Source organism: Curtobacterium sp. PhB170 (genome assembly GCF_003752345.1).
GTDB lineage: Bacteria > Actinomycetota > Actinomycetes > Actinomycetales > Microbacteriaceae > Curtobacterium.
On the sequence record NZ_RJUM01000009.1, the window covers coordinates 558,486 to 577,044 of the forward strand.

An 18,559-nucleotide genomic window follows, 5' to 3' on the forward strand; every position below is an offset into this window, starting at 1 on the left:
GCGGCGCGGGTGCCCTCCGCCTCCAGGGAAACGGCGGAGGGCACCCTCTCCCCCAGCGGTGTCAGCGCGCTCCGGGCACGGTCAGCGGAACAGCTGCTCGCCGATGTACGACCCCTTGCGCGGTGCCGGTGGGATCGCGAACACCGCGGAGCCGATGTGCGAGACGTACTCGTTCAACCGGTCCGAGGCGCCGAGCTTCCGCTGCAGCCGGGTGAAGTGCTCCGGGTCGTTCATGTACGCCAGGAACAGCAGCCCGGCGTCGAGCTGGCCGTACTCGTTGAGGCCGTCGGTGTAGTTGTACGGACGACGGAGGATCTTCACGCCGCCGTTCGCCTCGTGGGCGGCCAGGGCGATGTGGGACGTCGCATCGATCTTCGCTGCACCGTCCTTCCCGGTCGCCGCGAAGTCCGGCGTCGTGTGCTCGGTCCCGCCGGACAGCGGTGCGCCCTCGATCTTGGTCCGACCGAACACGCGCTGCTGGTCGCTGACGACGTCGGCGTCCCAGATCTCGATGTTCATCCGGATCTTCCGCACCACCTGGTAGGTGCCGCCGGTCATCCACGCCGCACCGTCGCCCGGGTCGTCGACCCACACGAAGCGGTCGTGGTCCTCGTCCGTCGTGATGTTCCTGGTGCCGTCCTTGAAGCCCATCAGGTTGCGCGGCGTCGTCTGGTGCGGGCCGGCCGACGCACGACCGAAGCCGAGCACGGTCCACCGCACGGTCGCCGTCCCCCGGGCCATCCGGGCCAGGTCGCGGACGGCGTGGTACGCCACCTGCGGGTCGTCGGCGCAGGCCTGCAACGACAGGTCGCCGCCGGTCAGTCCGGCCTGCAGGTTGTCGCTCGGCAGCCGAGGCACGTCGGCGAGGTCCGCCGGACGCTTGTCAGCCAGACCGAAGCGCTCGTCGAACACGCCGGGACCGAACCCCACCGTGACCGTCAGGGACGCCGGGCCGAGGTCGAGCGCCTCACCGGTGTCCGCGCCGACGCCGTCACCGTGCGCGGGCTCGACGCTGCCGACGGTCTTCCCCGCCTGCAGCTGCGCGATCGCCGCGGACCAGCGGGCGAGGAGCACCTGCAGCTCGGTCGCGACGCTGGTTGACAGGTCGAAGGTCATGAACACGCAGTACCGCTGGGGGGCGGTCTGCACCCCGCCCTGCGGCTGCCGTGCGGCGGTCGCGTAGAACGGGTGGCTCTGGGACAGGTCGATGGACTCGTCACCGTTGGCGGCCGCCGTGAACGGGTTGACCCCCGTCGCGGCCGTCGCGCCGCCGATGCCGACCGCGGCGCCCGCCCCAGCTCCGGCCGCGGCGAGTCCCGCGCCGAACAGCCCGCGCCGGGAGACCCCGGTACGGGCTGCGCGGTCGTCGTCGGGCTGCGTCACGCGGTGGCGACCTTCTCGGCGAGGCGGGACAGCGGGTCCTGCAGGGCCTGGATCTGCTGCGAGATGCGGTTCGCGTCGGACTTCTTGGTCGCTGCGTCCCACGTGTCGAAGCCGCCGAGGTCGTCGGCGTTGCGGTAGCCGTCCATCATCGTGTTCGTCGCGTCGAACTGCTTCGCGATCTGCTCGGTGAGGGTCGGGTCGAGCTTCGTCAGGCCCGGCTTGAGGTACGCGAAGGCCTGACGGGCGCCCTCGACGTTGGCGGCGAGGTCGACGAGGTCGATGTGGCTGTACGCCTCTTCCTCACCGGTGACCTTGTTCGACTGGACCTCCTCGAGCAGGCCGGCGGCACCGTTCGCCAGGTCCTCGGGCTTGTAGTCGAGCGTCGGGACGAGCTTCGCGAGCAGCTGCACGTTCTCGGTCAGGTCGGCCGCCGTCTTCTTGGTCGACGCGGTGATCTCCCCCGCCTGGAACAGGTCCTTCTCGACGGCGTGGAACCCGCTCCAGCCGACGGCCGGGTCGAGGTTCGAGGCGCGCATGTCGATCAGGTAGTCGAGGTTGCCGGCGTTGTCGGTCGCCTTGTGGCCCTTCTTGACGAAGCCGTCGACGTCGCTCTCGACGTGCTCGTAGAACGGTCGGGCGTTCGCGTAGTCGGTCTTCGCGGCGTCGAGGTCGCCGGCGTCGATGTCCTTCTGCAGGAGTTCGACCGCGGTGACCATGTCGGTGACCTGGCCGTCGACGTAGTCGGCGTAGCCCTTCGTGCCCTCGTCGAGCAGGGTGGCGGCGCTGCTGTTCGCGGTCGAGGTGACCTTGCCCGTGACCGTGAAGTCGGTGAGCTCGGTGTCGGCTCCGGGGCAGTACACCTGGTACTCCCCACCGGTCAGGGTCGCGGTGAACTGCACGGCGTCGAGGCCGGGTGCGAGGTTCTCCTTCTCGCCCAGGATCCGCTGGTCCTGCAGCAGTTCGACCTCGGTGATGGCGGTCGAGGACTCGTTCTTCACCGAGAACGTGACCGGCCCGGCGGGGACCTTCGTCTCGGAGACCTTGCACTGGTCCGAGCCGTCGTTCGTCAGGGTGATGGTGACGCGCGAGACCTTCGCGGCGTCGGTGGAGCTGTCGGAGGCACCGTCGGAGCTCGCGCAGCCGGTCAGTGCGAGGGCGGTGACGACGCCGAGGGCGCCGAGGGTGATCAGGGGTCGAACGGGCTTACCGAACGGCATAGTCGTTGCTCCTTGCAGGGTCCCCGGCGGGTGGGCCGCGCGTCGGGACGGTTTCGGGGGTGGGGTTCACGGGTGCCGTCCGACGACGGCGGTCACGGAGCGCGAGCAGCGCCTGGGCGGCAGCCGCGACGCCGAGGGCGATCGGCAACCAGGCCTTCCAGAGCAGCAGCTCGGCGGACCGCGTGTCCGCGGTCGCCACCGCAGTGGCGGACCGCTCGACGCGGGAGTCGGGGACGGACCACACGGAGCGGTCCAGGGTCGTGGTGCGCGCGGACGGGAGGCCCCCGTCGCTCAGCGTCAGCACCGTGCGTTCGTCGCGGGTGGCGTCCAGGACCCCACCACCGACCGTCCACAGGGTCACGGTGTCGCGCACCGCCCAGCGGGCGGTGAACGGGCCGGGGTTCGTCGACGGCGAGACGCCGACCGGGATCCGGCCGAACAGGTCGACGAGGTCGTCGAGCGTCAGTGTGGCGGGGCGGTCCGCTGCGGTGGCCGACGTGCGCACCCGCCACCGGTCGGCGGCCACGCCTGCGCGGGTGACGCGGCGGTGGGCCGACGTCGGCAACGTCAGCCGTGCCTCCTGGCCGGTGGTGGTGCCGGCGACGCGGAGGACGCCGGACGCGCCGTGGACGTCCGCCGAGACGGAGGTGGCGTCCCCGCTGACCGCAGCGGTGCGCGGCAGGTCGACCCCGCCCGTCGGGACGGCGATCGCCAGTGCTGCGGCGGCGACCGCGAGCGCACCGGCGACCGTCGCACGGATCGCGGGGACGCGTGCCGCCGACGGACGCCAGGCGCGGGGCCAGAGCGTCAGGGCGAGGACGGGCACGACGTACAGGACCCAGCCGAGCACCTCGATCGCCCGAGGGTCCGGCGGGATGCCGAGCACGCCCGTGACGAGCGCACCCTGCACCGAGCCGTTCGGGGCGAGCCAGGACAGGTCGACGGTCCGCTGCTGCCCGATGACGATCCACCCGGCCTCGTGCGCGCGCCGGAGCACCGTCAGCACGAGCCCGCCGGCGACGAACACCAGGAAGACGCCGGTGCCGGTGAAGAACTTCGACAGGTTCAGCCGGACGCCGCCGGTGTAGATGCCGTAGCCGATGACGACGGCGCCCGCGATGCCGATGACCGCGCCGAGGGCGGCGAGACCGGTGTCCGACGAGGCCTGGAAGGTCGCGAGGAGGAAGACCGCGGTCTCGAAGCCCTCCTTGAGCACGGCGAGGAAGGCCATGCCGGCCAGTGCCCACGCGGTGCCGCGGCCGAGCGCCTCGGTCGCGCTCGCCTCGAGTTCCTTGGTCAGGGTGCGCGCGTGGGTGCGCATCCAGACGATCATGCCGGTGACGAAGACCACGGCGACGATGCCGATGATCGCCTCCATGCCCTCCTGCTGCGCCTGCGGCAGGGCCTGCTCGACGACCTGCAGGCCGAACCCGACGCCGATGCTGAGCACGACGGCGACCCCGACGCCGAACCACATGGGGGCGAGGGGGACACGGTTGCGACGCAGGAACGCGGCGATGATGCCGACGATGAGCGTCGCTTCGAGGCCTTCACGGAGGCCGATGACGAGAGTGGCGAGCATGACGTAGGTGAGGCTAACCTAACCGTCGTTCGGCCCGCCAGTCGTTCGGCGTGGGGTTTGATGGTTCTCATGAACCTGCTGTCCGTCGATGGCCTGGCGTCGGTCACGAACGTGCTCGACCTGGCCGGGGTGTTCGCGTCCGCCCTCCTCGGTGGATCGATCGCCCGCGCGATGGACTTCGACCTGTTCGGGTTCCTGGTCGTCGGCTTCGTCTCGGGGCTCGGCGGCGGCATGCTGCGCGACACCCTGCTGCAGAACGGCCCCCCGGTCGCACTCGTCGACCCGCTCTACGTGCCGGTCGCCCTGGCCGGGGCACTCATCGCCTTCTTCGTGTCGTTCTCCGAGATCACCTGGGACCGACTGTTCACCGTGCTCGACGCCGCGGTGATCGGGTTCTGGGCGGTGGTCGGGGTGCAGCGCACCTACGACGCCGGCCTGGAGTGGCCCGCCGCGATCATCATGGGGACGATCACCGCGGTCGGCGGCGGCGCGATGCGGGACCTGCTGCTCCGCCGGGTTCCAGCGGTGTTCGGCGGGAACGCGCTGTACGCCACCGTCGCCGTCGCGGCGTCGGTGGTGATGGTCGTCGCGTCCGCCCTCGGGTCGCCGTCGATCGGGATCGTGGCCGCGATCGCACTGTCGCTCGGTCTGCGCTGGGGTGCGGTCCGCCGCGGCTGGGGACTGCCCAACGGTCGTGACTGGCAGCCGAAGTCGACGCTCGGCTCGCTGCTGCGCCGCGGGCGGAGCCTGCGACCCGACGCGCTCCGGCTGCTCCGACGCCCCGGACGGCGCACGGGAGCGGGCAGTGTCCGCGAAGAGCACGACACGGCAACGGATTCCTCGTTCGACGACTGAGGGCTGTCATCTGTCGGTGCTCCGGCGTAGCATCCCTACCGTCGGGTATCGACCCGGCTCATGTCGTCCGCACCGAACCGACGCGACCCGAACGCAGCGGTTCCGCGCAGACGTGGTGATGGGGGCTTCGCTGATGCCGCGCGTGATCAGACGCGCGGCGCGGCAGGTCTCCCACCCCAAGCTCGCCCGCCCCCAGCTCGCCCGCCCGGGTTCCAGCCCCGGTGCCCCGCCCCGGCAGGAACGATGAACGACGACGTCTCCGACTCCCCCACGCCGCGGACACCACGGGCCGAGGTCCGAGAACGTCTCCTCATCGCCGGCGCTGCCGTCTTCGCCGAGCAGGGCGTGCACGGAGCACGTCTCGACGAGGTCGCCGCCCGCGCCGGGTTCAGCAAGGGCGCGGTCTACTCGAACTTCTCGTCGAAGGAGGACCTGCTCGCGCAGGTCATGCAGCGTGGGACGAACCTGGTGCTCGGGTCGCTGCAGGAGCTCATCCGCGCCGACATCGCCGTGGCGGACATCGCGGACGTCGTGCGAGCGGCCTTCGGACGGCACGACCAGCGCGCGCAGTTCGCCCTGCTGTCGGAGTTCCGCGCCTACGCCATCCGGCACACCGACCTGCTGCCGGAGTTCGTGCGGCAACGTCGCGTGCTGCAGGACGGGGTGCACGAGCTGGTGCGACTGTGGTTCGAGGCGCACCCGGAGGTCGACGCCGGCATGCCGCTCGACGTGTTCGCCACGGCGCTCGTCGCCGCCAACGTCGGGATCGTGTTCGACGGGCCTGCGCTGCCGGGGGTCGACCCCGGCGAGGTCATCGCCGCCCTGGTCGAGGCGGTCGTCCGCCGCCGCTGACCGGGCGCGGCGCGGCGCGGCGGCGCGGCGCGGTGCGCACCGTGCGACCGCGACCATCCCGTGCCGTGTTGACCGCTCGGTGGCAGGCCGTAGAGCCGCACGGAGCCGTCAACATCGCACCAGCCGGCGACCCTCGCACGGTGCGACGGCGGCGCGGCGCGGCGAGGCGCGGCGCGGCGGCGCACCGTGCGGCGGCGGCGATCCCGTGCCATGTTGACCGCTCGGTGGCAGGCTGTAGAGCCGCACGGAGCCGTCAAGATCGCACCAGCCGGCGACCTTCGCACGGTGCGGCGGCGACGAGGCGCGGCGGCGCACCGTGCGACCGCGACCATCCCGTGCCGCGTTGACCGCTCGGTGGCAGGCTGTAGAGCCGCACGGAGCCGTCAACCTCGCACCACCCGGCGACCCTCGCACGGTGCGACGAGCGGTGAGCCCGGGTCAGGCGGGGTCAGGCGGGGCGACGGGAGCGCCGATGACCCTCGTGCGACCACGCCGACGACGGCAGCAGGCTCGGCGGCAGCAGGCGCGACCGCAGCACCCGTCCACCGGAGACCGAGGCGTCGAGCGCCTCCCGCGCCTGCTGCACGTGCCGCACGAGCGCACCACCGTCGACCGCTGCGACCCCGCCAGCCGCGAACCGTTCACGGTCGACGGCGTCGACCACGGCGTCGAGGTGCGGGAGTGCCGAGGCCGGCAGCACCGGACGGAGTCGCCCGAGGACGGCCCGGGCGGTCCGGGCCGCAGCCCCTGCGTCACCGGGTGGTGCAAGCCCCGGGGCGTAGCCGTGGTCGGCGACGTCGTCGAGGGCCTCACGCCAGGCGTTCACCGCGGGTGAGCGACCAGCGGCGACGGCCGACAACCGCGACCGCCGTCGGAGCGCTCGGACGAGTCCGGGGGCGATGAGCAACGCGAGGACGAGTGCGGCGCCGAACAGCAGGCCGGCCGGACCGCTGCCGCCCAGGGCACCGGCCGCACCGGGCTGCGCCGACGCCGAGGGGGTCGGCGTCGCCGAGGACTCGGCGGGAGCGGACTGCTCGGGCGCGGGCAGCGGGGACTCGGGCGTCGCGGCGGTCGGGGTCTCGGTGGGTTCGGTCGAGGGTTGCGCTGCCGCGTCGGAGTCCGGCGTCGGCTCGAACGCGACCCAGCCGGCCCCCTTGATGTACAGCTCGGGCCAGGAGTGCAGCTGCCGGTTCGACACCGCGTACTCACCGTCGGGCTGCGCCGCCCCGGCCCGGTACCCCACCGCGATCCGGGACGGGATGCCGAGCGTCCGGGCCATCACTGCCATCGCCGACGAGAAGTGGACGCAGTAGCCCTCACGGACCTGCAGGAAGGTCGAGACGACGTCCATGCTGTCGCCGTCGTAGCCCTGCTCGACGGGGGCGGTCTCGGAGTAGGTGAACAGGTCGCTGCGGAACCACTGCTCCAGGGCGCGGGCCTGCGCGTAGTCGTCGGACGCGGCCCCGGCCACCCGCTCCGCGGTCGACGAGATGTTCGCGGGGAGGTCCTTCGGCAGCGTCAGGTCGGTCTGCAGCTGGTCACCGCTCGGCTCGCGGAACCCCCGGCCGTCGGCACGGGACAGGACACCCGAGGCCGCGACGGCGTCGAGGTACGCGTTCGCGAAGGTCGAGGCACCGTAGACCTCGTACGTCGCACCGCGCGGCGTGGCCGGACCGGTCGACCGTACGGTGCTCGAGGACCCCATCCAGCGCCACTGCGACAGGTCGAGGTTGGTGGAACGCGACTCGATCGACACCGCCCCGGACGGCACCGGCAGGTACGTGCTCGACAGCCCGGTGATCCGGACCGTGACGTCGCCGCGGGTCGCCAGGCGGGGGTTCACGCCCTCGGCCCACTGCTGCTGGTCGGCGGTGTCGGCCTCGGCGGCGTTCGTCACCGTCGGCACCCAGTCCCCGGTGCCGAACTCGTCCAGGTCGGCGAGCTTGAGGTACTCGGGCTGGCCGTCGGACGACCGGTAGCGCAGCACCTCGAGTTCGCTCGGCTGCCGCAGGTCGTTGCCGAGCTCGAGCAGGGTGCCGGGTCGCCCGGGCTGGATCGGCGACTGGATGGCCCCGGTGACGCCGGACAGCCAGCTCGCGTTGAGCGGCACGATCGCGGGCAGGCCGATCGCGACGACGAGCCCGATCGCACCGACGACCGCGGCCGGGAGCGCTCGCTGCACGGGTCGGACCGACAGCCACAGCAGGGCGAGGAAGGCGACGGCGGTGGTGATGACGAGCGCGGTGCCCGCCGGCTGTCCGGTGATGATCCCCGGGACGATGAGGATGACGAGTGCGGGCGCGGCGGCGAGCGACGGGATCCGGGCGATCGCGGCGAGGAACAACGAGACGCCCGCCACCCAGGCGATCGACACGGTCACGACCAGTCGGATCGCGTCGGTCTGCGGCAGCGGCGCGGGGTTCAGGCGGATGGCGGCGAGCGTCTCGCCCAGCGCTCCGTCGGCGTCGAGCCAGCCGAGGGGTTGCACGTCGTTGACCAGGGCGGCGGCGCACGAGCACAGCACGAGGGTGGCGACGAGTGCCACGAACCGGACCCCGGGGGCCCGGCGACGCACCGCGAGCATGACGGCCACGAGCACCGCGACGACCACGACGCCGGACACCCACCAGGCGGTGCCCTGCACGAGTGGGCGGATCGCGAGCGCGGCGATGAGGACGGGCACCGGCGCGAGTGCGATGACCCAGGTGCTCGGGGTGTCACGGGTGTCGTCGTCGCGGTCCAGGACCTCGCGCACGTCGACGGGGCGACGCGACGACGCAGCGGTGCCGCTCACCGTGCGGCTCCGGACGCGGTCGCCCCGGCGACCGGCACCACGAGGGTGCGCCAACCCCCGCGGTCGAGGATCCCGCGGACCACCGGGTCCGGCGGCACGATCGTCGCCATGATCCCGCGGCTCGATCCGCTCGTCGCCGTCACGAGTTCAGCCGCCTGCTCGGCGGTGCAGTTGCCGGTCACGACCGCGGTCATGCCGTGCACGTCCCGTCCACGCACCTCGGGCAGGACCTCGGTGACCGGACGGGCGTCGCTGCGGAGCCGGACGTCCGCGAGTCCGACGAGCACGTCGGTGAGGCCGCCGACGTCACCGGCGTGCCGGGTGCTGCCGGACGGTCCGTCGCTCACGAGCACGACGCGCGAGGTCCGGGCGGCGAGGGCGCGGGCGACACTGGCGGCGACGACGACGGCGTGCTCGAAGGCCTGGTCACCGCCCAGGTCGGACAGCTCCGCCAGGTCCTCACGCCCGAGGCCCTGGTACGACTCGCGCCGGACGTCGAGCGCGATGACGGCTTCGGGGGGTTGCGCCTGCGTGGTCTGCCGGACGTGCAGTTCGCCGCGGCGAGCACTCTGCGCCCAGTGCACCCGACGGATGGGGTCGCCGGGACGGTACGGCCGGAGTTCGCTGTCGTCGGCGGACCCGCCCTGCCCGACCCGTCCTTCGTCGGCGGAGACGGCCCCGGCGAGGGCGCCGGTGTCGATCGCGGCGAGGGGTGCGCTCGCGGGGACGACGACGACCTCTTCTGCCGGCACCACCGGGCGGTCGATGCGGAGCAGGCCGAACGGGTCCTCGACCCGGATGGTGACGGGTCCGACGAGCGTGCGGCCGCGGTGCATCGCGAGCGCCTCGACGTCGAGCACCGCTGGCGGCAGGCCCGGGCCGACGAGCGCGTAGGTCTCCGCCTCGGACGCACTCGCGAAGGCGTCCTCGAGCTGTTCGCGGACGAGCAGGGTCGACCGCGGGCCGATCGGCAGACTGGTGCTGCCGAGGGTGATCCGCTCGCGGTACACCTCGCCGACCTGCACGATCGCGCGGGCCGTGCTCCGGCTGCCCCGGAGCGGTGCGGCGACCACGAACGCCATCACGATGCCGAGCACGACGAGCACGAGCAGCAGCAGCCCGGCCGAGACGGCGACGCTGGTGGTGCCCACGAGTCCACCCCCGACCAGCCCGATGCCGATCGCGATGACGGTCCAGCCGCGCACGGTCGGACGGGGGAACGGCGTGCGCCGGAGCAGGGACAGCCCACGGCGGCCGAAGCGCCCGAGCGTCGAGCGCGCGGCACCGGTGCGCCGCAGCAGCGACGACGGTGCCGATCGGCCGGGCATCAGGAGCGGACGGGGGTCGCCGTGAACGGCACGGCGGTGTCGGAGACGATGCGGACGACGATCTCGCGCACGGTGTCCTCGCCCGTGCCACCGAGTCCGCGCGCCACCGGCACGAGCCGGTGGGCGAGCACGATCGGCGCCAGGGCGGCGACGTCGTCCGGCGTGACGAACGGCCGGCCGAGCAACGCCGCGTGGGCGCGGGCCGCCTGGGCCAGGTGCAGCGTGGCGCGGGGGCTGGCGCCGAGCACCAGGTCGGGGTGGGTGCGTGTGGAGCGGACGATCGCGATGACGTACGCCTCGACGTCTGGGGCGATGTGGACGTTCGCCACCGCCTCGATGATCCCGCGCAGCGTGGTCACGTCGACGATCGGTCGCAGGTGCGACAGCGGGTCGCCGCCGCCGCGGTTCGCGAGCATCTGCCGTTCGGCGTCGACGCTCGGGTACCCCATCGTGATGCGCGCCATGAAGCGGTCACGCTGGGCCTCGGGCAGCGGGTACGTGCCCTCCATGTCGATCGGGTTCTGCGTCGCCACGATCATGAAGGGGCGATCGAGCAGCCGGGTCACGCCGTCGACCGTGACCTGCGACTCGGCCATCGCCTCGAGCAGGGCGGACTGGGTCTTCGGGCTGGTGCGGTTGATCTCGTCACCGATGACGACGTTCGCGAACACCGGCCCCGGCGAGAACCGGAACGTGCCCGAGGACTGGTCGAAGATGTTCACCCCGGTGACGTCCGACGGCAGCATGTCGGACGTGAACTGGATGCGGTTCACCGAGCCGCCCACCGAGGCGCCGAGTGCCTTCGCCAGGACCGTCTTGCCGACGCCGGGGACGTCCTCGACGAGCAGGTGCCCCTCGGCCAGCATCACGGTGAGGGCGGTGCGGATCGCCTCGGTCTTGCCGTCGATCACCGTCGAGACGGACGCGACGATGGCGTCGCCGACCTCTCGGATGCGCTCGAGGGGGAAGGCGGGGTCGGTCGGCTCCGGCACGCAGGGCTCCTCGTCTCGGGACAGGTGTCGTGCATGCTACATCGGTCCGGTGACAGCGCCCGGTGGGCGTGTCACCGATGCGCACTGGACGGGAGGCCCGTGGGACGTGCGCCGATCAGCGCACGTCCCACGGGCCTCCCGTTGCGGATCACGTGGTGCGTCTCAGACGCGGCTCACGCGCGCGTCGTGAGCGCCGTGTCGGCTGCGAGCAGGACCTTCGCGGCGACCGCGACCCCTTCTTCGCGACCGAGCTCGGTGTCCTCGTGCTCGATGTTGACCCACATGTCCGGGTCCACCTCGCGCAGGGCCTCGAGGAACGCCGACCAGTACGCCTCGTCGTGGCCCTTGCCGAGCGCGACGAAGTCCCACGCGGACGGCTTCGGCCACTCGTTGGCCCACTCGTCGCCACCGAGGTTCGTGCGCGGCTCGTCCGGCGACAGCCGACGGAACGAGTTGTCGAGCACGCCGTTGATCGCCGCGTGCCGGTTGATCCGGACGTCCTTCGCGGCGGCGTGGAAGACCAGGTCGCCGAGGTCGCGGACGACCGCCACCGGGTCCATCTGCTGCCAGAACAGGTGACTCGCGTCGAGTTCGACGCCGATGTTCGTCAGGCCACCGCGCTGCACGAGCTCGCGGATCGTCGCCGGGTTGAACACCACGTTCTGCGGGTGCAGCTCGAGTGCGACCTTGACCCCGTGCTCGCGGGCCAGGGCGTCGATCTCCTGCCAGAACGGCACGGCGACGCTCCACTGGTACTCGATGACGTCGAGCGCGGCGGAGTTCCAGGCGTTCACGATCCAGTTCGGTCGGGTGCCGCCGGGCTCGCCCGCCGGCAGCCCGGACATCGTGACGACGCGGTCCTGGCCGAGGCGTGCGGCGAGGCGGATGCTGCGCCGGATGTCCTCGGCGTGGGCCTGGCCGATCGCACGGTCCGGGTGCAGCGGGTTGCCGTTGCAGTTCAGGCCGGCGATGGACACCCCAGTGCCCTCGAACCGGGCGAGGAAGGCGTCCCGTGCTGCGTCGTCCTCGAGGATCGCGTCGATGTCCGGCACGTGCACCGGCGGCAGGAACCCGCCGGTGTTCAGCTCGATGCCGGTCAGGCCGTTGCCCGCGATGGCCGCCAGGGCCTCGGCGAGCGGCCGGTCGTGGAAGATCGCGTTGTACAGACCCAGCTTCATGCGTGCGCTCCTTCGGTGGTGCGGACGGACGGCACGTCGAGAGAGGCCCCACCGGCCCCGGCGGACCGTGCCACCGCGTCGAGGATCTCCATGTTGTGCACGCCGTCGTCGAACGTGGCGTTGGCCGGCAGCGGGTCCGCGACGCCGGCGACCTCGTCGAGGAACGCGCGCGCCTGGTACTCGAACATCTGGTTCTGCCCCCAGCCGACTCCGGGCGCGTCCATCGCCATGCCGCCGGCGACGTAGGGGTGGTCCGGGCCGAGCACGACCTGGCGGTACCCACCGAGGCGGGAGCCGTCGGACTGCAGCGCGAGGCCGATCTCCGAGGCGCGCTCCTGGTCCCAGCGCGCTGCACCGTTCTCGCAGAAGACCTCGATGACCAGGCCGTTCGGGTGCGCCGTGGCGACCCGGGACACCTCGAGTGAGCCCACCACGGAGCCGTCGCCGAAGCGTGCGTTGAAGGTGGCGTAGTCGTCGTTCTCGACGTCGGCGAACTCACCGGTCAGCGGGACGGCCTGGCCGCGCAGGGCGAACCCGGCGGCGATCGGGCGCTTCGTGATCGCAGTGGTGAACATGCCGCCGTTGACGCTCTGCACCTCGCCGGCCAGGAATTCGGCCACGTACGCCAGGTGCGAGCCGACGTCGGCGAGGGCTCCGGTGCCGGGGGCACCCGCGAAGCGCCACGAGAAGGGCACGTCGGGCGACGAACCGTAGTCGGTCCAGTAGCGGGCGGAGACGTGCAGGACGCGGCCGAGCGTGCCGTCCTCGACGAGCTGCTTGATCGCGGCGAGGCCAGGGGCGCGGCGGTAGGTGAACCCGACGCGGGCGACGAGCCCACGCTGCGATGCCTCGGTGGCCGCGGTGGCCATCGCCCGTGCGTCCTCGAGCGAGTCCGACAGCGGCTTCTCGCACAGGACGTGCTTGCCGGCGGCCAGCAGCCCCTCGACGATCTCGCGGTGGAGCTTGTTCGCGACGACGACGCTCACGACGTCGATGTCGTCGGCCTCGGCGATGGCTCGCCAGACCGTGTCGTGGCGGGCGTAGCCGAAGCGCTGCGCAGCCTCGGCCGCCAACGGCTCGTACACGTCGCCGATCGACACGAGCCGCACGGGCGGCAGCGTCGGGGCGAAGAGTGAGGGTGCGTTCCGCCACGCGGCCATGTGGGCCTTGCCCGCCATGCCCGCCCCGATGACGGCGACGCCGATGCTGTCGCTCATGGTTCTCTCCTTCGAGAAGTCCGGTGCTGATTCTGGAACGTTCCAGAACGTGTCGGTAGACTGTAGACCGACCACCCCATGTCCTGTCAAGGAGCCGCGTGTCACGACCCCCGACGATCATCGACGTCGCGACCCGTGCCGGCGTCTCGAAGTCACTCGTCTCGATGGTGCTCCGCGACGATCCGGGGGTCTCCGACGCACGCCGCTCGGCCGTGCTCGCGGCGGCCGCCGAGCTCGGCTACCGCCCCAACCGCGCCGCCGCGATCCTCGCCGGCACCCGGACCCGCACCGTCGGCGTCATCGTCGACGACTTCCGCAACCCATGGTTCGTCCCCCTGCTCGACGGCATCCGCGACGCGCTCGCACCGCACGGCCTGCGACTCACCCTCGCGGACACCCGTGCGAACGCCCACCTCGACTCCTCGCCGTTCGACGACCTCGTCTCACTGCGGGTCGACGGCGTCGTCCTCGCCGCCGAGGGCTTCCCCGACCTGGTCGTGCCGGCCGACACCCCCGTCGTCGTCGCCGGCGCCCGGGCCGACGTACCCGGAGGGCTCGACGTCGTCGCCTCGGACGAGGCCGCTGGCGGCCGGTTGGCAGCGGATCACCTGATCGGGCTCGGTCACCGCCGCATCGTCCACGTCACGGGTTCGGGAGGCCCGGCTGCGGTCCGCCGCGAGGGCACCGTCGCGCGGATGGTCGCGTCCGGCATCGCGCCGCTGGTCTACGGCGACGGCCCGACGTCCGAGACGACCGGGTACGAGGGCACCCGCCGCGCACTGCGGGACCACCCGGACCTGACGGCGGTGTTCGCCGCGAACGACGTCATGGCGATGGGCGCGATCGCCGCCGTGCGCGAAGCCGGACTCCGGGTCCCCGAGGACGTCTCGGTGGTCGGCAACGACGAGACCCCGCTCGCCGCCTCACCCCTGCTGCGCCTGACCACGGTCGACCCGCACAACGACGAGGTCGGGCGGCTCGCGGCGAACCGGCTCGTGGAGCTCGTCGGCGCGGCCGAACGACCCGCTCCGAGCAGCGTCCTGGTGCCGCCGTCGCTCGTCGTGCGGTCCACGACGGCGCCGCCGCGGGCCTGAGGCGCCACCGCCCACCGACCGCAGTGCGCGGGGCGGCGGTGATCCGGGCCTCCCGGTCGAGGGGTCAGACCGTGGCACCCTCGAGCCGGTCGACCGCGACCGCGAGTTCCTCGAGCTCGGGGACCTCGCGCGCTTCGGCGAGCGCCCCCTCGAGCGCAGCAGCGTGGATCGGCGTGGCCGCATCCAGCAGCCGCTGACCGGCATGGGTGAGCTCCGTGTAGAGCCCGCGGCGGTCGTCGGCGCAGAGCACGCGGGTGAGGAGCGCACGTTCCTCGAGCCGGTTGACCAGCCGGGTCGTGGCACTCGGGCTGAGGGCCGCCGCGCGGGCGAGCTGCTGCATGCGCATGTGGAAGCCGTCCTGCCGGCGCAGCGCGTCGAGCACGGTGTACTCGACCACGGACAGGTCGACGTCGCGCAGCGCGCGCTCGAGTCGCGTCTCGATCAGGCCGTGCAGCGCCGCCAGGGTGCGCCAACCGTGGGCGCGGACGGCGGTGGAGGTGTCGTCAACGGACATCGGGCTCCTTCTGGTCGGTTGCGCGGTCGGTTGCGGCGGTCGGTTGCGGCGGTCGGTTGCGGCGGTCGGTCGCCACGGTCGGTCGCTGCGGTCGTTGCGGGCGCGTGTAGTTGCTTGCGCTGATACCCCGCGTGTGCAACTATCGATACCGCGCGTCTGCAACAACCAGCGTACGCGGCACAGCGCCACCGCACAACGGAAGGAACCCCCATGCCCGCGGGACTCATCGCCCTCGCACTCGGCGGATTCGGCATCGGACTGACCGAGTTCGTCATCACCGGCCTGCTACCCGAGGTCGCCGCCGACTACGGCGTCACCGAGACCACGGCCGGCTGGCTCGTCACCGGCTACGCACTCGCCGTCATCGTCGGCGCCCTCGGCCTGACCGCAGCCACCACCCGGCTCCCCCGCAAGCCCGTCCTGCTCGGGCTGCTCGTGCTGTTCATCATCGGCAACACGCTGTCGGCGATCGCACCGACCTACGAGGTGATGATGTCCGGACGCGTCATCGCGGCACTCTGCCACGGAGCGTTCTTCGGCATCGGCTCCGTCGTCGCCGCGAACATGGTCGAGCGCTCGAAGCGCGCCTCCGCGGTCGCCCTGATGTTCACGGGGCTGACAGCGTCGAACGTGCTCGGGGTGCCGTTCGGCACGTTCCTCGGCCAGGCGCTCGGCTGGCGTTCGACCTTCTGGGCCATCGTCGCGATCGGTGTCGTCGCCCTGGTCGGCGTCCTCGTGCTCGTCCCCGCCGTCCGTCAGACCGACACCCCGTCACTGGCCCGCGAGCTCGGCGCCTTCCGCTCCGACCAGGTGTGGCTGTCGCTCGGCATGACCGTGCTCGGCTACGGCGGGATGTTCGGGGCGTTCACCTACATCGCGTACACGCTGACCTCGGTGTCCGGCTTCCCGTCCTCGGCGGTGCCGTGGCTGCTCGTGGTGTTCGGCGTCGGGCTGTTCGTCGGGAACTTCGTCGGCGGCAAGCTCGCCGCACGTTCGATCGATCGGACCCTGCTCGTCGTGCTCGTCGCCCTCACCGTGGTGCTCGGGCTGTTCGCCCTCGTCGCGAGCTCGCCCGTGCTGACCGTCATCGCGCTCGTGTTGATGGGCGCCTTCGGGTTCGCGACCGTGCCGGCCCTGCAGACGCGCGTGATGCAGTACGCAGACCACGCGCCGACCCTGGCGAGCGGGGCGAACATCGCCGCGTTCAACCTCGGCAACGCGCTGGGTGCCTGGATCGGTGGGCTCACCATCGCCGCTGGGCTCGGCTACACGTCGCCGATCTGGGCGGGCGCCGGGATCACCCTGGCCGCCGTGGCCCTGACGCTCGTCGCCATGGGTGCCGTGCGGCGTGGGCGTTCGCGCGGTGCTGGCGAGCTGACCTCGACAGGGAGCGTCGCGACGGCCTGACGGTCACCCGTCGCTTCAGCGGTCGGCGCCGCGGAGGAAACCCTCCGTGAGTGCCTCGATCCGACGTACCCGTTCGTCGTTCCGCATCGACGAGAGAGGTGAGAACGTGAAACGACGCGGTCTGACCGGGGTCCGCTCGAGCAAAACTGCGAGCTCTCGCGCCCGCTCCGGACCGACAACGGCTGCGGCGCGCGTTCCGAGCAACCAGGTCGCGATGAGGTCGGTGTCGTGGGAATGCGCCTCGAACACCGCCTCCTCGACCTCGTCCCAGAGCGAGTTGCGGATCGCGGCGTCGCCGCAGTACCAATCGACAGCGATCGCGAGGTCCTCGGAGTCCTTGTCGTTGTAGTGCGCCCGATCCACCCAGGCGCGCAGCTTCAACAGCGTGTAGCCCTCGGCCGTCGGGAACCGCACCTCCACACCACTCGGAAGCACCACCGACGGTGCCGAACGAAACACGTCCGCGATGCCGTACACGCTCATGTGCTCACGGCGAGCCGCTGGCTCGACGACACCGTCCGGGTCCTCGACGCCGCCGAACGGCATGAAGTCCACCTCGACGTTCGCGACGACGAACCGCACGCCGTTGGCTCCGGTCGCCGGGTACTCGTCGACGACCGTCTCGTACGTCACCCAGTCGTCCGTGGCGATGGCGACGTCGACGTCTTGCGTCCCCCGGAGTGGATCCTTCCGACTGAAGACGGTGTGGTGCAGATGGTCTCGTGCTTCCGAACCGACGATCATCAACCGGTCCGGATCGACGCCGCGGCGATCGACGAGGTCACTGACGACGTGGTCGACCACCACCAGCCGATCGGCCTCATGCATCGACGAGGTCCGTCTCCTGACGCAAGCGCCCCGCGGCTTCACGCGCGCGACCATCGCCCGCAGCCATCAGCTCGGCGTAGACGAGCAGCGGCGGTGCCGCTCGGATCCCGCCGGGTCTCGGCACGGGCGCGAGCCAGAACATGTCACGGACGGCGACGTTCGATCCCCCTCCGGTTCGCCACCTGTTGGCGAACGCGATCGCGGGCTGCCAAGGGCGGACCCACAGGGAAACCGTCTGGTGACGCACCCACGAGGTCGCCGCCTCACCGCTCACCATCATCTCGACGCCGGGGACCGGCCGGACGTCGAGGTCTCCGCTCTCGAATCGTCGTGTTCGCCGATCGGCGCCCAACCCCGTGGGGAACGCCGCCGTCCACTGGTCGATCAGTGCGTCTCGTGAGCGTCCACCGGGAACGAGGTCGGAGGGTGCCCGATCGGTCGCCTTGAGCTGCTCGAGCACCTCGCTGACGAGCCCGACGGACACTCCCGCGCACCTCGCCACCGTGCGCGTCGACATCTCCGTCAGGGCCGGCCAGCTCAGGAGCGCGAACAGCACCTGCGCCCGCTTCGTGCTGAACAAGTTGACGAGGCCCACCGCCTCGGGTTCTCCGCGGCCCGACGCGACCGGCACCTTCCCCCGGACGTCGATCAGCAGCGTCGGATCCTGGACGAAGGCATTCCCTGCGCTGTCGACGTAGCTGACCCCCAGGGCACGGAACTGCGCCGCACTCCGCGGAGTCATGCGGTGGCCGAGGATCAGCCGATCTCGAGGACGGTCCGACGGCCAGGACACCCGGTCGTACGACCCCAAGGTCATCGCAGGCAGGAACGCGGCGGTCATCGGTTTCCGCCACTGTCCGTCGAGTCGGATCAACTCGGCGTCCCACACGCTCAGATCCGCACCGTCGGGACCGCCGCGCGCGGTCAGCCCCAACCCGTACTCGCCGAGACGTTCTCCGATGCTTGCGAGGACCTCGTCCATGGACACCACCGTTCAATAGCCCGCCGTGTTCAGTTTAATTGAACACTCGCCAAATGTGAACGCCAGGAAGCGCGGCTGATCCAGTCGGGCGCAGGGACGACGAAACCCCGGTCCGATCGGACCGGGGTTTCGTGGAGTGGGGTAGTTAACGAGTGGCTTCGATCGCTGTGTCTGCGGGACATTCCCGCTCTGCTTGCGAATCCGTAGCACAGCGTTGCTTCCACTTCTGGCACAGCAGGGCCGTTAGAAGCGACGAGCGGCCAAGCAGCCCGCGATCGTCGAATGGCCATGCTGCGAGCAAAGGCAGATGGTGATTTGTCTCGAACTCGGCGGTGC

The 18,559-nt window shown here is 71.8% G+C and carries 15 protein-coding genes; 4 read left to right on the forward strand and 11 right to left on the reverse strand.

Features of this window, described 5'->3' with window-relative positions:
• Window positions 1-81: 81 nt before the first annotated feature.
• From efeB to efeU, 3 genes are read right to left on the reverse strand one after another with little or no spacing between them, the layout of a single operon-like run.
• Window positions 82-1,383 (reverse strand): iron uptake transporter deferrochelatase/peroxidase subunit, encoded by a 1,302-nt coding sequence (gene efeB, locus EDF40_RS06835; protein WP_123338652.1) that lies wholly within the window; start codon window positions 1,381-1,383, stop codon window positions 82-84.
• On the reverse strand, window positions 1,380-2,600 hold the full coding sequence (gene efeO, locus EDF40_RS06840; protein ID WP_123338651.1) for an iron uptake system protein EfeO: 1,221 nt from the start codon (window positions 2,598-2,600) through the stop codon (window positions 1,380-1,382). The genes efeB and efeO overlap by 4 nt, the downstream gene beginning before the upstream one ends.
• Complete coding sequence (efeU, locus tag EDF40_RS06845) at window positions 2,587-4,182, reverse strand: iron uptake transporter permease EfeU (protein ID WP_123338650.1); 1,596 nt, start codon at window positions 4,180-4,182, stop codon at window positions 2,587-2,589. The genes efeO and efeU overlap by 14 nt, the downstream gene beginning before the upstream one ends.
• A gap of 69 nt (window positions 4,183-4,251) precedes the next feature.
• Between efeU and EDF40_RS06850 the strand changes: the two genes are divergently transcribed.
• A complete protein-coding gene (locus EDF40_RS06850) occupies window positions 4,252-5,037 on the forward strand; it encodes a trimeric intracellular cation channel family protein (RefSeq protein ID WP_123291876.1) in 786 nt (261 codons plus the stop codon).
• A gap of 243 nt (window positions 5,038-5,280) precedes the next feature.
• A complete protein-coding gene (locus tag EDF40_RS19385) occupies window positions 5,281-5,889 on the forward strand; it encodes a TetR/AcrR family transcriptional regulator (protein ID WP_123338649.1) in 609 nt (202 codons plus the stop codon).
• Window positions 5,890-6,337: 448 nt separating this feature from the next.
• Here the strand turns inward: EDF40_RS19385 and EDF40_RS06865 are convergent, their stop codons facing one another.
• The 5 genes from EDF40_RS06865 to EDF40_RS06885 form a co-directional block, all read right to left on the reverse strand.
• Window positions 6,338-8,683: a DUF3488 and transglutaminase-like domain-containing protein gene (locus EDF40_RS06865; protein WP_148053780.1), complete on the reverse strand. Its 2,346-nt coding sequence runs from the start codon at window positions 8,681-8,683 to the stop codon at window positions 6,338-6,340.
• Window positions 8,680-10,011 carry a DUF58 domain-containing protein gene (locus tag EDF40_RS06870; RefSeq protein WP_123338646.1) on the reverse strand — a complete coding sequence of 444 codons (1,332 nt, stop codon included), beginning with the start codon at window positions 10,009-10,011 and terminating at the stop codon, window positions 8,680-8,682. The genes EDF40_RS06865 and EDF40_RS06870 overlap by 4 nt, the downstream gene beginning before the upstream one ends.
• Window positions 10,011-11,003, reverse strand: coding sequence for a MoxR family ATPase (locus EDF40_RS06875; protein WP_235035938.1), 993 nt, complete (start codon window positions 11,001-11,003; stop codon window positions 10,011-10,013). The genes EDF40_RS06870 and EDF40_RS06875 overlap by 1 nt, the downstream gene beginning before the upstream one ends.
• Before the next feature lie 173 nt (window positions 11,004-11,176).
• Entirely contained in the window at window positions 11,177-12,181 is a 1,005-nt protein-coding gene (locus EDF40_RS06880) for a sugar phosphate isomerase/epimerase (RefSeq protein WP_123338645.1), read from the reverse strand.
• Window positions 12,178-13,398, reverse strand: coding sequence for a Gfo/Idh/MocA family protein (locus EDF40_RS06885; protein WP_123338644.1), 1,221 nt, complete (start codon window positions 13,396-13,398; stop codon window positions 12,178-12,180). Before EDF40_RS06885 ends, EDF40_RS06880 begins: the two co-directional genes overlap by 4 nt.
• 98 nt (window positions 13,399-13,496) lie before the next feature.
• Between EDF40_RS06885 and EDF40_RS06890 the strand changes: the two genes are divergently transcribed.
• The gene (locus EDF40_RS06890) at window positions 13,497-14,492 is read left to right on the forward strand and encodes a LacI family DNA-binding transcriptional regulator (protein WP_123338643.1); all 996 of its coding nucleotides are present in this window, start codon (window positions 13,497-13,499) and stop codon (window positions 14,490-14,492) included.
• 64 nt (window positions 14,493-14,556) lie between these two features.
• On the opposite strand, the gene EDF40_RS06895 is transcribed toward EDF40_RS06890, so the two are convergent.
• Window positions 14,557-15,006: a MarR family winged helix-turn-helix transcriptional regulator gene (locus EDF40_RS06895; RefSeq protein ID WP_111084650.1), complete on the reverse strand. Its 450-nt coding sequence runs from the start codon at window positions 15,004-15,006 to the stop codon at window positions 14,557-14,559.
• Window positions 15,007-15,216: 210 nt separating this feature from the next.
• On the opposite strand from EDF40_RS06895, the gene EDF40_RS06900 reads away from it, so the two are divergent.
• Entirely contained in the window at window positions 15,217-16,413 is a 1,197-nt protein-coding gene (locus EDF40_RS06900; RefSeq protein WP_123338642.1) for an MFS transporter, read from the forward strand.
• 15 nt (window positions 16,414-16,428) lie between these two features.
• Here the strand turns inward: EDF40_RS06900 and EDF40_RS06905 are convergent, their stop codons facing one another.
• Both EDF40_RS06905 and EDF40_RS06910 read right to left on the reverse strand, forming a co-directional pair.
• Window positions 16,429-17,241, reverse strand: a complete 813-nt coding sequence (locus EDF40_RS06905; RefSeq protein WP_148053779.1) for a hypothetical protein — start codon at window positions 17,239-17,241, stop codon at window positions 16,429-16,431.
• Window positions 17,234-18,223 (reverse strand): type IV toxin-antitoxin system AbiEi family antitoxin, encoded by a 990-nt coding sequence (locus EDF40_RS06910; protein WP_123338640.1) that lies wholly within the window; start codon window positions 18,221-18,223, stop codon window positions 17,234-17,236. Before EDF40_RS06910 ends, EDF40_RS06905 begins: the two co-directional genes overlap by 8 nt.
• Window positions 18,224-18,559 lie beyond the last annotated feature (336 nt).

Coding starts and splice junctions, on each gene's coding strand:
- EDF40_RS19385 (WP_123338649.1), top strand. CDS start 5,281: ATGAACGACGACGTCTCCGACTCCCCCACGCCGCGGACACCACGGGCC.
- EDF40_RS06895 (WP_111084650.1), bottom strand. CDS start 15,006: ATGTCCGTTGACGACACCTCCACCGCCGTCCGCGCCCACGGTTGGCGC.
- EDF40_RS06900 (WP_123338642.1), top strand. CDS start 15,217: ATGCCCGCGGGACTCATCGCCCTCGCACTCGGCGGATTCGGCATCGGA.
- efeU (WP_123338650.1), bottom strand. CDS start 4,182: ATGCTCGCCACTCTCGTCATCGGCCTCCGTGAAGGCCTCGAAGCGACG.
- efeO (WP_123338651.1), bottom strand. CDS start 2,600: ATGCCGTTCGGTAAGCCCGTTCGACCCCTGATCACCCTCGGCGCCCTC.
- EDF40_RS06905 (WP_148053779.1), bottom strand. CDS start 17,241: ATGCATGAGGCCGATCGGCTGGTGGTGGTCGACCACGTCGTCAGTGAC.
- EDF40_RS06880 (WP_123338645.1), bottom strand. CDS start 12,181: ATGAAGCTGGGTCTGTACAACGCGATCTTCCACGACCGGCCGCTCGCC.
- EDF40_RS06910 (WP_123338640.1), bottom strand. CDS start 18,223: ATGGACGAGGTCCTCGCAAGCATCGGAGAACGTCTCGGCGAGTACGGG.
- EDF40_RS06870 (WP_123338646.1), bottom strand. CDS start 10,011: ATGCCCGGCCGATCGGCACCGTCGTCGCTGCTGCGGCGCACCGGTGCC.
- EDF40_RS06850 (WP_123291876.1), top strand. CDS start 4,252: ATGAACCTGCTGTCCGTCGATGGCCTGGCGTCGGTCACGAACGTGCTC.
- EDF40_RS06885 (WP_123338644.1), bottom strand. CDS start 13,398: ATGAGCGACAGCATCGGCGTCGCCGTCATCGGGGCGGGCATGGCGGGC.